This is a genomic window from Bacillus sp. AFS029637, assembly GCF_002584985.1.
In the GTDB taxonomy this organism is placed as follows: Bacteria; Bacillota; Bacilli; order Bacillales; family Bacillaceae_G; genus Bacillus_A.
In genome coordinates this window covers 112947-129493 of record NZ_NUPZ01000037.1, presented here as the reverse complement: position 1 = coordinate 129493, position 16547 = coordinate 112947, and the positions used below count along the sequence as shown (strand labels likewise).

Below are 16547 nucleotides of genomic sequence, written 5' to 3'. Positions count from 1 at the left end.
TGATAGTGAATAAAAAAGAAAAACTTGTGCTTACGAAATAACAAGCGATCCTTCAGGTGAGATATTCGTCGTTTAAATAACTTGATTTTACAATGTGCAGGAGGTGGCAAATTGACATTATTGTTAAGATGTCTTTTCATGTGTACGCTTATTTTTACTTTTTTTATGCCTTGGTATAATGCGTTTGGAGCAAAAGATGTGAATGGATTTACAATTCCTATCTGGGAAGAAATTTCAATTTTCTTTTTTCTATACCTTACTCCTCTTTTTTCCGCAATTAGTATGTATAGAATGATTATAGGAAGAAACCCAGGGATTTTTTATTTATTATCTGGAATTCCAAATGTGTGTTTCTGGTTATTGTTACTTCTTACAGATAATTTATATGCGCCTTGGAAATATTCTTATATCGGTGGAAAAGTAGGTTTATTCGTTTCTATACTTGTCATCGTAACCTATTTCATTCCATTTTCAGTTTCGCAGGGGAGAAAAATAATCCATGGTAAGAAAAAAGATATGTAGGTATCCGCTTTAAATATTCATGCATGATTTTTGTGTAAATCATGAAATAGCGATAAATGAGTTGTATGGGATGAATATTGATAGGATTTTAAGAAATTGTGTTTGTATCATTTTGATAGAAACTATTCGCTTGAAAAAATTGGTAGAACATAGTTTTGATGTATGTGATTCGGGCATATAGAGGAGGAAACGAATGAAACGTTATATAGGGATTTCACTTTTAACAATTGCGACAGTTTTTGGAATGGCAGCTTGTGGAAGTGAAGAAAAAGAGAAAGTCATGAAAGAAGTGAAGCAGGAAGAAACGAAAAAAACAGATGGAGTAAAAGAACAAAGTGAGAAAGTAAAAGAGCAGAGTGAAAAAGGAAAAGAAGTGAAAAAAAACGTTACATATGCAAAAGCTCCATTAGAAATTCAAAAACAAGAACAACTTTTATATGAAAATGAAAGTGGAGCGATTCGGTATTTAGGGTATGCAAAAGATAAAACAACAGGGTATACACTATTAGCATTACGATATGAAGGAGAAATCGCTCATTTAGATAGAGATAATATGGCAGTTACTGTTATTGCCGAAGATAGTACAAGTGATATATTTGTAGATAGCATGAAAATAGAAACGCGTATTACTGATGAAGGAGAAGTTCATTTATATAAAATGGGTAAGGATTTTAGTAGTAAAAAGCTTGTTCGTATGGATGCGGTATTCGAAAGAAAAGTAGATGGTGGTTATGAGGAAAAAGATAAAAAAACAATCCAATTAAAACCATCAAGTGGAACATTGGACATTCCAGGTGTTGAAGCAATCGATACGGCATCTTATAGTAGTCTATCCATGAAAAAAGAAGGAAAAGACATGGATGTGGAAGTGAAAGTAATTGAATTGTCGCCAGATTATAAAGAGATAAAAATTGCAGGTATTTTAGATTTGAAAAAAGATATACAAGACCACCCTGAAATTTCTTTCTATCAGCCTGTTACACGGTATGTAAGTTCAACAAAGGTAGGGATTAAATCTGAAACAAGTTCTTTATTTGCGGGAACAAAGATTCCATTTGAATCAACTATTAGTTTAAAAGAAACAGTAGGGAAAACAGATGGTGTCATTTATTTCTCTGTTGAAAGCGCACTGTATGCCTTTAATTTAGCAACAGGAAAAGAATTGGATGAAGTATCATTGACTGGATTCCCCGCGATAGAAACAAATCGGAGTAACAAATTACCTTCTACTTATGGATTTAAAGATGTGAGTGGAAAATCGCATTATGATGCCATGAAAGCAGTGGGTGCCGATTTCGATTTAGGAAGTGATACAACTAGATATGGAAATTATCAATATCCAATTGCGGATGATTTCAAAACTGTAACATTCAATATAGGAGCTGGAGAAGGACAAAGTGTTCATACAGGTGATTATATTGTTCGTGTATATGGGGACGATTATAAAGTAGATAAGGTAACGAAACAAATTGTAGGAACACCAATTATCGAAAAGAAAATCAGCAAAAATAGTCCGATGGAATCTGTTACAGTAGATGTAGAAGGAATAAAAGTTCTTACTATTCATTATGATACGAATGTAAAAACGCCCCAAGGAGAAAGGTCCTATATTCCAATGATTATTTCGGATATGATCTTGAAGAAATAAAGTTCAATGGAAGATTACTATGTAACAAACTATGTAAATGAAAAAAGTGAAAAGTTGAAATTAATATTGTGAAATTTAAAGAAGCAAGATCCTAAAGAAGGGTTAATTCTTCATCTTTTTATGAAACAAAATCATAATTACAATGATAAAAAAATAATGAAAAGAAGAAATAAAAATATATATAGATAATAGTGGAGTACGCATCATGTTAATGATGTGTGTTTTTTTATGGGGAAACATAGCACTTCATAGTAAAAAGTTTTATGAAGACAAATATTAAAAAGGTTATTATCAGGAGATTTTTAATTGCTGCAAATAGCTTAATAAATAAAAATACAACATTTTTTTATTTTTTTCATTGCGAAAAGTAGCATCTACTTTTACAATAGAAAAGGTGTAAAAATATTATACTGAAAAAATAAATCGAAATAATATGAAAATTTTGTTTTGTCTTCGCTAATTGTATTCTACATACATATAAGCCGACATACATCATGTTATCGACTTGTAAGGAGAGAAAAAAATGAAAAGTGTAAGATTACCATCGATGCCAGAAATTATCATTCTTTTATTCCTATTTCTTGCTGTCGTCTTTTCCTTCCAAACGATTTTTGATCTCCCAATTCAATTAGCGCTTTTTATTTCATGGTTTTTAGTTATTGCGCTTGGATTAAGGTTAGGATTTCGTTATCAAGAATTGCAAGATGCAATTACAAAAGGGATTTCTAATGGATTAGAAGCAATTCTTATTTTAGTTGCAGTAGGGGCTTTAATTGGAACGTGGATTGCCGGTGGAGTTGTACCGACATTAATTTATTATGGATTAGAATTTATCCACCCAAGCATATTCTTACTGGCAACTTTAATTATTTGTTCTATTACTTCTATCGCGACAGGAACATCATGGGGAACAGTTGGAACAGCTGGTATAGCTATGATGGCGATTGGTGAAGGACTTGGATTACCACTTCCGCTTGTTGCTGGTGCAGTTCTTTCAGGAGCTTATTTCGGAGATAAATTATCACCACTTTCTGATAGCACAGTTCTTGCAGCTTCTATGGCGAAAGTAGATGTAATTGCTCACGTTCGAGCTATGCTCGTATTAGACGTTCCGGCTTATATTATTACCAGCATTATGTTTACTGTTGCTGGATGGATGTATGGCGGGGATAATGTAGATTTAAATAGAGTAGAGTTTTTAAAAGAATCTTTATTACAACACTTTGATATTAAAATATGGATGCTTGTTCCTGCTGTAATCGTTATTGTGCTATTGGCGATGAAAAAACCATCTATGCCAACAATCGCTATGGGAGCTTTAATTGGTGCAATTTGGGCAACTCTTTTCCAAGGAATGCACTTTGGAGAGGCAATTGGAACAGCATATAACGGATTCTCCATTCAATCTGGTGTTGAGTTTGTCGATAAGTTATTAAACCGTGGTGGAATTAACGGTATGCTTGGTTCAGTGGCCGTTATTATTTTCGGTTTAGGATTTGGTGGATTACTTGAAAAACTAGGTGTTCTAAAAGTAATCGTATCGAAATTTGAGAAGAAATTAAATTCGGCAGGTAATGTAACACTGTCTACATTAGTTGTTGCATTTTTAGCGAATATATTTGGCTGTGCGATGTACGTGTCACTTATTTTAACGCCGAAAATTATGGAAGATAGCTATGATAAATTAAAAATAGACCGTCGCGTATTAGCGCGTAACTCAGAAGTAGGTGGAACGTTAACTTCTGGTATGGTTCCATGGTCGGATAATGGTATTTTTATGGCTGGTATTTTAGGAGTGGCAACACTCTCATATGTTCCGTTTATGTGGCTAAGCTTTGTATCACTAATTTTAGCAGTTATTTACGGATATACAGGTAAGTTTATTTGGTATGCAGATGACGCAGATAAAGGAAAACAAGCGTCATAAATAAAAAATCACCTTTTACGTAATGTGGAAGGTGATTTTTTTTGTTTATTCGAGCGGGGATGGATAACCAGCTTATTAATATTTCGTTTTGATTCCGACACATTGCATGTTAAGGGGGGGATTGAAAATAAATATCAAATATTTATATATACGAGTGAGAATTCTTATCATTTGAGAAAAAGTCTGTTAATATAAAAGATGTAGGTATTATATTTTCAAGGGGATGAAAAAATGGAGTACAGAATTGAAAGAGATACATTAGGAGAAATAAAAGTTCCAGCTGATAAATTATGGGCAGCTCAGACGCAGCGTAGTAAAGAAAACTTTCCAATTGGAACAGAGCAAATGCCGCTTGAAATTGTAAAAGCATTTGCAATTTTAAAGAAGAGTGCCGCGCTTAGCAATCAAAAGTTAGGGAAATTATCAGAAGAAAAAGCAGAAGCAATTGTGAAAGCTGCTGATGAAGTCATTGCAGGGAAGTGGAATGAACATTTTCCACTTGTCGTATGGCAAACAGGTAGTGGTACACAATCGAATATGAATGTGAATGAAGTAATTGCAAATCGCGGGAATCAAATTTTAAATGAAAAAGGATCTGAAGTACATATTCATCCGAATGATGATGTGAATATGTCTCAAAGCTCAAATGATACATTTCCAACGGCGCTTCATGTAGCGTGTGTAATTGCAGTAGAAAATCACGTATTACCAGCAATTACGAAGTTAAAAGAAACTTTAGCAGAAAAAGTAACTGCATTTGAACACATTATTAAAATTGGTCGTACACATTTACAAGATGCAACACCGTTAACGTTAGGGCAAGAAATTAGCGGATGGCATCGTATGCTTGAAAAAACAGAGCGTATGATTGCAGAGAGCAATACGTATATGAAAGAGCTAGCAATTGGTGGTACTGCGGTTGGTACAGGTATTAATGCGCATCCTAAATTTGGTGAGATGGTATCAGAGGAAATTAGCCAATTTACAGGTAAACAATTTGTTTCTGCACCAAATAAGTTCCATGCATTAACGAGTCATGATGAAGTTGTATATACTCATGGTGCATTAAAAGCATTAGCTGCGGATCTAATGAAGATAGCTAACGATGTGCGCTGGCTTGCAAGTGGTCCACGTAGTGGTCTTGGGGAAATTATTATTCCTGCTAATGAGCCAGGAAGTTCTATTATGCCAGGTAAAGTAAATCCAACGCAAAGTGAAGCGTTAACAATGGTTGTAGCGCAAGTGATGGGGAATGACGCGACTATTGGATTTGCTGCGAGCCAAGGTAATTTTGAATTAAACGTATTTAAACCAGTTATCGCTTACAACTTCTTACAATCAGCACACTTATTAGCGGATGCCATTGTTTCGTTTAATGACAATTGCGCAGTTGGTATTGAAGCAGATGAAGAAGTGATTAATGAAAATGTGAATCGTTCATTAATGCTTGTAACAGCGCTAAACCCGCATATTGGATATGAAAATGCAGCGAAAATTGCGAAGCATGCTCATAAAGAAGGATTGACGTTAAAAGAAGCAGCATTGCATTCTGGATTACTAACAGAAGAGCAATTTGATGAAATTGTAGATCCGAAGAAAATGATCGCACCGAAAGAATAATAGAAGAAGCCAAGGTTCGTAGCTTAGAATCTTGGCTTTTCTATATTCAAGTGTAATTCCTTGTGGGAAAAAATTATATTTAAAGGGTTTTGTATGAATTAGTGGAGTGTTCATTTTGGAAGAATAGTGAAATGGATGTTTTTTCACTTTAAATTTCAAGTTAGTTACCTCGGTATACGTGTTTTGTAAATAAAATAAATCACGATATTGTAATGAAACGTAAAAATATGNNCATATTTTTACGTTTCATTATTCGTGTAAACTTTTTTGATGAGATAAATATAAAAAAGTTTTTCAATAGTGGAGTGACATAAAGTGACGGGTATGAAAAGAGTGAAAATAGTATTCATAATTCATTGTATAATGATTAATAGTGGTTGTTCAAAAGAATTCGTTGAGGATAGAAATCGAAAACATGTATTTGTTCAAGCGAGTAAAGTTTTAGTAGAAGTTGTAAATAAAATATATAAAAGATAAAAAGGTGTTTTCTTATATGAAAACACCTTTTTATAGTTGGAATTGAATGCCGTATTTTATTTTTTTAAATTTGTATATGTTTTATGTGCAAGTTGTTTAACAGTAAACAGAGTGTCTTGAAGAATAGTCACGTTCTAGTTCACATCCTATAATCATTAGTTTATTAAATACATTCGCTTTTTATTGTTTTAAATCCTTTATAAAGATTATTAATAGATTTTTTTATAAAAGTTTATAAAATAGGCAAACGAAACGTTGAAATGTTTGTTTTTGGTATGTTAAGATGATGAAGAGATAATAAACGATATTATGAAATGTTTGTTTGAAAACAAACGTTTTGAAGGAGTGTTTAGTATGAGTGATATTTCAGAGAAGTTTTGGGAGGCATCGGTTGAGGAATTGAAGAAAGGATATGTGTTTGATGCAGCGGCAGAAGAATATATTTGTTTAGCTTGCGGAGAAACGTTTATAAAAGGGGTTATTTATCAAGATAATCAAGTTTTGTATGAAGCAGAGAAGTTTGCCCAATTGCATATTCAAAATGAGCATACGTCTATGTTTGATTATTTATTAAATATGGATAAGAAATTTACTGGTTTAACGGATTTGCAAAAGAAAATGGTTCAGTTTTTCCATATGGGATTGAATGATAAAGAGATTGTAAAAGAGATGGATGGCGGAAGCACATCAACAATTCGCAATCATCGATTTACACTGCGAGAGAAAATGAAGCAAGCGAAAGTATTTTTAGCATTAATGGAATTATCAGAAGAAAAATCAAAAGTGCAAACGAAATTTGTACCAATTCATAGAACAGCGACGATGGTGGATGATCGCTACAATATTACGGAAGAAGAAAATGATGAAGTATTAAAAGCGCATTTTATAGATGGATTAGATGGGCCGCTTTCTAAATTTCCGAAGAAGCAAAAGCGTAAATTAATTATACTGCGTCACTTAGTGAAAAAGTTTGATAGTAATCAAAAGTATGCCGAAAAAGAAGTAAATACAATTTTGAAAAATATATACCCAGATTTCGTAACTTTAAGAAGATATTTAATCGAATATGGTTTTTTAGATAGAACAGCTGATGGAAGCCAATACTGGGTAAAGTTATAATAATGCACAAAAGAAAATGAATAGAAGCACATCATTATAACAACTATACAAAGAGATAGAGTTTGAAAATAGATTTTGAATAAAAGGAGAAATGAAATTTGAAACCACCTGCAGAGAATAATAAAGAAGGTGCGGAGTCACATAAGTTAGAAAGTGAGAGTAAACCGATATGGAAATCAATGTCCATGTTTTTAGTGCCGTTACTACTAAGTAATGTATTACAATCAGTTGGACAATTATTCGGTATGGTAGTAGTGGGAAGATGGCTTGGTGTAAAGGACTTAGCGGCTATATCGGCTTTCTTTCCGTTATTTTTCCTACTTGTTTCATTCGTCATTGGAATCGGCTCAGGTAGTTCTATTTTAATTGGTCAGGCTTTTGGTGCTAAAAATGAAGAACGCTTAAAAGCTATCGTTGGTACGACACTTACGTTTACTTTTATTATCGGAGTTGTGCTGGCGATAATAGGTAGTATTTTTGCGATGGATATTATGCGCATTATGGGAACACCGGAAAATATTATTGAAATAAGTGTACATTATGCACGCATTTTATTTATATCTATGCCAGTATTATTTTTATATTTTGCATACACAACATTTATGAGAGGTACAGGAGATTCTAAAACGCCATTTTATTTTTTAATCGTAAGTACAGCGCTAAATATGATTTTATTACCGATTCTTATTTTTGGATGGTTAGGAGCCCCGAAATTAGATGTTTATGGAGCTGCATATGCTTCAGTAATATCTACAGTTATTACATTTATTGTCATGTTAATGTATTTAAAGAAGAAAGATCATCCACTACAACTAGATAGTACGGTGAGAAAATATCTTCGAATGGATTGGGAGTTATTAAAGTTATTATTAAGACTCGGTATTCCAGCTAGTATTAATATGATATTAGTTTCATTATCTGAAATTGCGGTAATCGCGTTTGTAAATCGTTACGGTTCGGATGCAACAGCTGCTTATGGTGTTGTGAATCAAGTTGCAAGTTATGTACAGATGCCAGCCGTTAGTCTTGGTATTACTGTCTCCATTTTTGCGGCGCAATCAATTGGTGCGAATCAATTTGATCGATTGCAGAAAGTTGTAAAGGCCGGAATTATCATGAATTATGTCATCGGTGGTGTATTAATATCTCTTATTTACTTGTTCTCAAGAGACATTCTATCGTTATTTTTGACGAGTCAAACTACAATTGAGATTGCTCATAGTTTAGTTATGATTACATTATGGAGCTATTTAATTTTCGGGCATGCGCAAATTATTAGTGCGACAATGCGAGCAAGTGGTACAGTGCTATGGCCAACTGTCATCGGTGTTGTATCAATTTGGCTTGTTGAAGTACCTGTAGCGTATTACCTTTCTTACCATACAAGCCTCGGAATAGAAGGAATATGGATTGGGTACCCGGCAGCATTTATTGTCAGTTTAATATTACAGTATGCATATTATAAGCTTTCATGGCAGAAGAAACGAATTACACGATTAGTTAGTTAAATAGTGAAGAAGTCCCTAGGTTATTATTTAAATCGACTAAACTAAGAAGAGGATAGTATGTTCAATATATGAGCATATATCCTCTTTTCTTATACATATTAGATTAGAAGATTTAGGTTGTTACTATTTTCGCCAACAGTAACTTGCTTCAAAAATGTTTCGTTTCTATTTAAGGAGTTCCACCCTAGCGCCATCAACTTAAGAATTCTATAACGCCCCAAAAATAAAAATTGTACATTTTTATTTGGAGATGCCAATCTTCTCGTTTTGGGGTATTCGCTTGTCTTAGCTTGATTGTGATGTGGCGGTACCCCTAAAAAATCAACGCAAAAAATAAAGCGCTTGCATAATTAAAAATACGAGTTATAATACTTGTATACAAGTATACTTGATTAACATGAGAAGGTGACGTTATGATGGAATCAATGGAATTTATTTATCCTGAAAAATGGCTTTCAAAAGCTTCTACTGGTGATCGTGTTGCGAGCGAACTTAGAATGCGTATTATTGCAGGTAAAATTGAAAACGGTACCATTCTATCGGAAAATAAATTAGCTGCCGACTTTTCTGTAAGTCGGTCACCCGTTCGTGAAGCATTAAAAGTACTGGCCTCAGAAAATATCATTCGCTTAGAAAGAATGGGCGCAGTTGTCATTGGTTTAACCGAAAAAGAAATTGAAGAAATATACGATGTTCGTTTACTCATAGAAACGTTTATCTTTGAACGGCTTGTAAAAATGGAAACGAATGAGTTAATAAAGGAACTGAATAAAATTATAGAAATGATGAAAATCGCCATTAAATATCATGATGCTGATGAGTTTTCTTATCAAGATATCTTATTCCATGAAACGATTATTCGCACTATTCATCATTCCCATATCCTGATGATGTGGAATAATTTAAAACCTGTTATGGAAAGCTTAATCCTATTATCAATGCGTACCCGTTTCAAGGAAAAATACGAAGACTTTGAACGGATTATAAAAAATCATGAGCTTTATATAAAAGCGATTGAATCAAAAGATCGAGCCCTCATGATTGAGGCCTTACATCAAAACTTTGATGATGTTCAAGGGAAAGTTGAAGACCTCTGGATGTCACAACAAATGTTATCTAAAGGAGTAGAGCAAGAACATGAGTAGCTATATGTTAGGTATAGATATCGGTACAACAAGTACCAAAGCAGTATTATTTACTGAAAAAGGTGAAGTCGCCCAAACAGAGAATATTGGTTACCCACTTCACACACCGGATATATCGACAGCGGAACAAGATCCAGAAGAGATTTTTCAAGCTGTTTTACAAGCGATTTCAAATATAACAGGGCATCATTCAGATAAAAAACCATCGTTTATTTCATTTAGTAGCGCCATGCACAGTGTCATTGCCATGGATGAAAATGACCAGCCCCTGACACCTTGTATCACCTGGGCAGATAATCGCAGTGAGGCATGGGCACATAAAATTAAAGATGAACTGAATGGCCATGAAGTTTATAGACGAACAGGAACACCCATTCACCCCATGTCACCATTAAGTAAAATTACTTGGATTGTGAATGACCATCCTGAAATCGCAGTCAAAACGAAAAAGTATATTGGAATAAAAGAATATATCTTTAAAAGATTATTTGATCAATATGTCGTGGATCATTCCCTCGCTTCATGCATGGGGATGATGAATCTACAAACACTAGATTGGGATGAAGAAGCTTTAAAAATTGCTGGTGTAACCCCTGCTCAATTATCTGAGCTCGTACCAACTACCAAAATATTTAGCAACTGTAATCCGGATTTAGCTAAAAAGATTGGTATCGATTCACAAACACCGTTTGTCATTGGTGCCAGTGATGGAGTGCTTTCTAATCTAGGTGTGAATGCAATTAGAAAAGGCGAGATTGCAGTCACAATCGGGACAAGTGGTGCCATTCGAACTATCATTGACAAGCCGCAAACAGATGAAAAAGGAAGAATATTCTGTTATGCCTTAACGGAAAAACATTGGGTAATTGGTGGACCGGTAAACAATGGAGGGATGGTCCTTCGCTGGATTCGCGATGAACTTGCTTCATCAGAAGTAGAAACTGCGAAAAGACTTGGAATTGATCCATACGATGTATTAACCAAAATTGCTGAACGAGTGAGACCTGGCGCAGACGGATTATTATTCCATCCATACCTCGCAGGCGAACGTGCGCCATTATGGAATCCAGATGTACGTGGCTCATTCTTCGGTTTAACTATGTCACATAAGAAAGAACATATGATCCGTGCAGCCTTAGAAGGCGTTATTTATAATTTATACACCGTATTTTTAGCGTTAATCGAATGCATGGATGGTCCTGTGACCCGTATTCAAGCAACAGGAGGCTTCGCAAGGTCTGACGTTTGGCGACAAATGATGTCCGATATTTTCTCATCTGAAGTCGTTGTTCCAAAAAGCTACGAAAGCTCCTGTCTAGGTGCATGTATATTAGGTCTCTATGCTACAGGGAAAATTGATTCTTTTGAAATCGTTTCCGAAATGGTTGGCAGCACCTACAAACACACACCGAAAGAAGAAGCAACACAAGAATATAGACAATTACTACCGATATTTATCAACCTATCAAGAGTATTAGAAGACGATTATACACGAATTGCTAATTATCAAAGAAATTTAATAAAGTAAAACTTTCATCAGTGATCCTCCACTCCTCGTCTCTCTTTAAATTTTGAGGTTGGAGGTTACTACCGAAAAAATAGCGGATAAGGTGAAAATGCCATCATTTGAGCGTTTTTTCATCTCAAATAATGGCTAGCCTTCACTAATCGGGCTTTTATATGCAGTTGTCTCCCTCGCTCCTCTAAATCTTGAGGTGGGGGGTCTTACTGCTCGTTACTGCGCGATAAACACAAATACAGCTAATATTAAGGGGGAGTTACGATGCCATTAGTCATTGTAGCAATTGGGATTTTAGCATTACTTTTACTGATAATGCGCTTTAAATTAAATACCTTTATTTCATTAATTATTGTATCGTTCGGCGTTGCCTTAGCACTTGGAATGCCGCCAGAAAAAATTGTTAAAACCATTGAAGCAGGATTAGGTGGAACACTTGGTCATTTAGCACTCGTTTTTGGACTTGGTGCGATGTTAGGTAAGTTGCTTTCAGATTCTGGGGGCGCACAACGCATTGCCATGACCCTTGTGAACAAATTTGGTAAAAGGAACATTCAATGGGCTGTTGTGACTGCCTCATTTATTATCGGCATTGCATTATTTTTTGAAGTAGGATTAGTATTATTAATTCCGATTGTATTTGCTATTTCAAGAGAATTGAAAGTTTCTATCTTATATCTCGGTATTCCGATGGCAGCAGCTTTATCTGTAACACACGGATTTTTACCGCCACACCCAGGACCAACTGCTATCGCTGGTGAATTGCATGCAAACATCGGCGAAGTATTACTTTATGGTTTTATGATAGCGGTTCCAACGGTCATTTTAGCTGGACCTGTATTTACTAAAATTGCAAAAAAACTAGTACCTGAAGCATTCACAAAAACTGGTAATATCAAATCTTTAGGTGAGCAGAGAGTATTTAAACTTGAAGAAACTCCTGGCTTTGGGATTAGTGTTTTTACCGCTTTACTGCCTGTTATTTTAATGGCAATCGCTACAATTATTACTTTGCTGCAAAAAACAATAGGATTTAAAGATAATGGTTTACTAGCAGCGATCCAGTTTATTGGGAATGCGGATACTGCCATGTTGATATCCTTATTAGTTGCGATCTATACAATGGGATTGGCAAGAAATATTCCAATCAAAAACGTGATGGAATCTTGTACAACAGCGATCTCAAATATTGGGATGATGCTCTTAATTATTGGCGGAGGCGGAGCCTTCAAACAAGTATTAATTGATGGCGGCGTTGGTAACTATGTAGCCGAACTATTCCAAGGAACTTCATTATCACCGATCTTGCTCGCATGGATTATAGCTGCCATCTTACGTATTTCATTAGGGTCTGCTACGGTTGCTTCATTAACAACTGTCGGTTTAGTGATTCCGATGTTAGGTCACTCTGACGTTAACCTTGCTTTAGTTGTCCTTGCAACAGGAGCTGGTAGTTTAATTGCTTCACACGTGAACGATGCGGGTTTCTGGATGTTCAAAGAGTACTTTGGTTTAAGCATGAAAGAAACATTTGCAACATGGACCTTGCTTGAGACTATCATTTCCGTAGCCGGATTAGGATTTACTTTATTACTAAGCTTATTTGTATAGACCTTTCTAGACAGTAAAAGGGGTACGGAAACGATTCGAAAAATAACCCGCTACATCTGAAATTTTTTCCAATCAAACTTTTGGGACAATTCATATGGGATACTTTTCCCTTAGGAAAAAGTATCCCAATTAAGTACACTCTAATTGATAAGGATGGAAGTTTCTCTTTATTTTTTAACTTGATGGCGATCGATGTGCCGTGTTCCTATGACATTTTGTACGCATCTTGGCGGAGAAAAATGAAATGAATAAGACGGATTATTTGATTAAATTGTTACTTTAGGTATATATACTGTAATATAGACAGAGTAACATGTATAGAAAGGAACGATGAAATATGCTAAAGCAACAAATTGGAGTAGTTGGTGTGGGCGTTATGGGAAAAAGCCTCGCACTTAACTTTGAAAGTAAAGGGTATTCTGTTGCCCTATATGATATTTCAAAGGAAAAAGTAAATGAAATTATTGAGGAAAACCGTGGTAAAAACATGGTTGGTACTCATATGGTTGAAGAGTTTGTTAACTCACTTGAATCACCTAGAAAAATTTTGTTAATGGTTAACGCAGGGGAAATTACAGATAAGGCGATTGATTCTCTGCTTCCTTATCTTGATAAAGGTGATATTTTAATTGACGGCGGTAATACATACTTTGTCGATACAATTCGCCGAAACAAACGTCTTGCCGAAGAAGGAATCAATTTCATTGGAGCAGGTGTGTCAGGTGGAGAAGAGGGTGCATTGAAGGGACCGTCTATTATGCCGGGCGGACAGAAGGATGCATATGAAAAAGTGAAGGATATGCTTGAAAATATCTCTGCAAAAGTGAATGACGAGCCTTGCTGTTCTTACATCGGACCTAATGGAGCGGGCCACTATGTAAAGATGGTTCACAACGGTATTGAATATGGAGATATGCAATTAATTTGTGAAGCATATTTCTTCTTGAAACAAACACTTGATTTGACTGCAGAAGAGTTTCATGAAATATTTGCTGAGTGGAATAAGGGCGAACTGAACAGTTATCTAATCGAGATTACAGCAGACATTTTCACGAAGAAAGATGAAGAAACTGGAAAGCCATTAGTGGATGTTATTCTTGATACTGCGGGACAAAAGGGCACAGGGAAATGGACAAGCCAAAGTGCACTTGATCTAGGTATTTCTCTTCCGATTATCACAGAATCTGTATTCGCACGTTGTATTTCTGCTTTAAAAGAAGAGCGTGTGCATGCAAGCAAATTATTATCTGGCCCTAAAGATAAACCAGCGCTTGGAATTGAAAAAGCAGAATTAATTGAAGCAGTGCACCAAGGTTTATATATGAGTAAAATTTGTTCTTACGCGCAAGGATTCACGCAATTAAAGGCAGCTTCTGAGGAATATGACTGGAACCTTGATTTTGGCAGCATTTCTATGCTGTGGAGAGGCGGATGTATTATTCGTGCAGCCTTTTTACAGAACATTAAAGAAGCTTATGAGAAGAACACTGACTTACCGAACCTTTTACTTGACCCATACTTTAAAGAAATTGTAGAGTCATACCAAGGCGGATTACGTCAAATTATCTCATTGGCTGTACAACAAGGTATTCCGGTACCTGCATTTTCAGCAGCGATTTCTTATTATGACAGCTATCGTACTGCAACATTACCTGCAAACTTGTTACAGGCGCAGCGCGATTATTTTGGAGCGCATACGTATAAACGAGTAGATAAAGAAGGTACATTCCATACGAAATGGATATAAAATAAAAAATGGACCAAGATTGAAATCTTGGTCCATTTTTTTATCCTGCATTAATGGGCAGTTTCATTTTATTGAAAAAATAGCTTGCGCGCTGGTGCTGCATCTGTACCCATTAGTTTTAATGGAGCTGCGACCATAAAAAGACTTTGCTATGATTAGATTGAGTAGTCACTATCATCTGAAATTGGCCACCAATGGAAGCCGTTTTCTGCAAGCAAATCATCTGAAGCTTGAGGTCCCATTGATCCTGATTCATAAGTAAGTAAATCGGTTGATACATCCTGTTTCCATGCTTTAGAAATAACATCAACAAATTTCCATGATAACGCTACTTCATCCCAGTGAGTAAAGTTTGTTGCATCGCCTTGAATTGCATCATATATCAGTTTCTCATAAGCTTCTGGTGTATTTACTCCGTCTACGCAGTCATTGCAGTAATCAAGTTTAAATGGTTTCGTCTTTTCAGAAGTACCGATTTTCTTACCATTTAAAACAAGAGAAATTCCTTCATCCGGCTGAATATGAATAATAAGCAGATTTGGATGAACGCTGTTTTCTGATTTAGAATATAAATTCATTGGCAATTCTTTAAACTGAATAACGATTTTTGTTGATTTCTCTTGCATGCGTTTACCTGTACGAATGTAGATCGGCACACCAGCCCAGCGGAAATTGTCTATTAATAATTTACCCGCCACAAATGTTTCTGTTCTTGAGTTTGGATCCACTTTATTTTCGCTTCTGTACCCAGGAACTTCTTTTCCTTTGATTGTTCCAGGACCATACTGACTTCGTACAAAATATTGATCCACTTCTTCTACTGCTATTGGTCGAAGTGCACGTAATGCTTTAATTTTTTCGCTTCGGATTTCTTCAGTTGTTAAACGAATTGGCGGTTCCATTGCCAGTAAAGCAACCATTTGTAACATATGGTTTTGTATCATATCTCTTAAGGCACCTGAATTGTCATAGTACCCTCCGCGATCCTCTACACCTAAAGATTCACTGGATGTAATTTGAATATTAGAGATGTATCTATTATTCCACAATGATTCAAATATTGCGTTTGCAAAACGAATAACGCCAATGTTTTGAACCATTTCTTTTCCTAGATAATGGTCAATGCGATAAATTTCATTTTCCGCAAATGCGTGACGAAGTTCTTCATTTAATTTTTGTGCGGATGGCAAGTCATGTCCAAAAGGTTTTTCGATAATCAATCGATTCCAGCCACTTGAGTTTGTCACGCCCTCTGATTTCAAGTAAGAAGCAATTGTTCCAAAGAATTCAGGAGCCATCGCCATATAAAACATTCTGTTTCCTGGAATATTGAATTGTTCTTCAAGGTTAGTAATTAATGCATTCAAATCTTGGTATGAAGCAGTATTCGTTACATCAAACGCTAAGTAACGGAAATGAGTTAAAAATTCATCTAAATCATTCCCCGGTTCAATTTCTGACTCTTGAATAGAGGTTAATACATTTGCACGAAATATATCGTCGCTCCATTCACGTCTCGCTACACCAACAACAGCAAAATTTTTAGAGAGCTGCCCTTTTTTATATAGGCTATATATAGAAGGGAATAATTTTCTCTTCGCTAAATCTCCTGTTGCTCCAAATATAACCATAGTGCAATATGTATTGTTGTTATTATTCACTGGGTACCCTCACCTTTATTAATGTATATTGAATAGTATCTCA

General features: G+C 35.4%; 11 protein-coding genes. 10 read left to right on the top strand and 1 reads right to left on the bottom strand.

The annotated features are described in order from the left end of the window. Window positions 1–111: 111 nt before the first annotated feature. The 10 genes from COE49_RS19790 to gndA all read left to right on the top strand — a co-directional run bounded on the left by COE49_RS19790 (window position 112) and on the right by gndA (window position 14843). Window positions 112–522, top strand: a complete 411-nt coding sequence (locus tag COE49_RS19790) for a hypothetical protein (RefSeq protein ID WP_088231166.1) — start codon at window positions 112–114, stop codon at window positions 520–522. Between the two features lie 193 nt (window positions 523–715). Continuing rightward, window positions 716–2170: a hypothetical protein gene (locus tag COE49_RS19785; protein WP_098357245.1), complete on the top strand. Its 1455-nt coding sequence runs from the start codon at window positions 716–718 to the stop codon at window positions 2168–2170. Between the two features lie 523 nt (window positions 2171–2693). Continuing rightward, window positions 2694–4097 (top strand): Na+/H+ antiporter NhaC, encoded by a 1404-nt coding sequence (nhaC, locus tag COE49_RS19780; RefSeq protein WP_088231168.1) that lies wholly within the window; start codon window positions 2694–2696, stop codon window positions 4095–4097. A gap of 231 nt (window positions 4098–4328) precedes the next feature. Next, window positions 4329–5717 carry a class II fumarate hydratase gene (gene fumC, locus COE49_RS19775; RefSeq protein WP_088231169.1) on the top strand — a complete coding sequence of 463 codons (1389 nt, stop codon included), beginning with the start codon at window positions 4329–4331 and terminating at the stop codon, window positions 5715–5717. A gap of 831 nt (window positions 5718–6548) precedes the next feature. Beyond that, complete coding sequence (locus tag COE49_RS19770; protein ID WP_088231170.1) at window positions 6549–7313, top strand: DUF2087 domain-containing protein; 765 nt, start codon at window positions 6549–6551, stop codon at window positions 7311–7313. Between the two features lie 98 nt (window positions 7314–7411). Further along, window positions 7412–8821 (top strand): MATE family efflux transporter, encoded by a 1410-nt coding sequence (locus COE49_RS19765; protein ID WP_088231171.1) that lies wholly within the window; start codon window positions 7412–7414, stop codon window positions 8819–8821. A gap of 413 nt (window positions 8822–9234) precedes the next feature. Further along, entirely contained in the window at window positions 9235–9966 is a 732-nt protein-coding gene (locus COE49_RS19760; protein WP_088231172.1) for a GntR family transcriptional regulator, read from the top strand. Further along, window positions 9959–11494, top strand: coding sequence for a gluconokinase (gene gntK, locus COE49_RS19755; RefSeq protein ID WP_088231173.1), 1536 nt, complete (start codon window positions 9959–9961; stop codon window positions 11492–11494). The genes COE49_RS19760 and gntK overlap by 8 nt, the downstream gene beginning before the upstream one ends. Before the next feature lie 255 nt (window positions 11495–11749). Next, complete coding sequence (gntP, locus tag COE49_RS19750; protein WP_098946029.1) at window positions 11750–13096, top strand: gluconate permease GntP; 1347 nt, start codon at window positions 11750–11752, stop codon at window positions 13094–13096. A 337-nt stretch (window positions 13097–13433) separates the two neighbouring features. Beyond that, window positions 13434–14843: an NADP-dependent phosphogluconate dehydrogenase gene (gene gndA, locus COE49_RS19745; protein ID WP_098946028.1), complete on the top strand. Its 1410-nt coding sequence runs from the start codon at window positions 13434–13436 to the stop codon at window positions 14841–14843. Between the two features lie 155 nt (window positions 14844–14998). Here the strand turns inward: gndA and zwf are convergent, their stop codons facing one another. After that, window positions 14999–16474: a glucose-6-phosphate dehydrogenase gene (zwf, locus tag COE49_RS19740; RefSeq protein WP_218012275.1), complete on the bottom strand. Its 1476-nt coding sequence runs from the start codon at window positions 16472–16474 to the stop codon at window positions 14999–15001. Window positions 16475–16547: the final 73 nt, after the last annotated feature.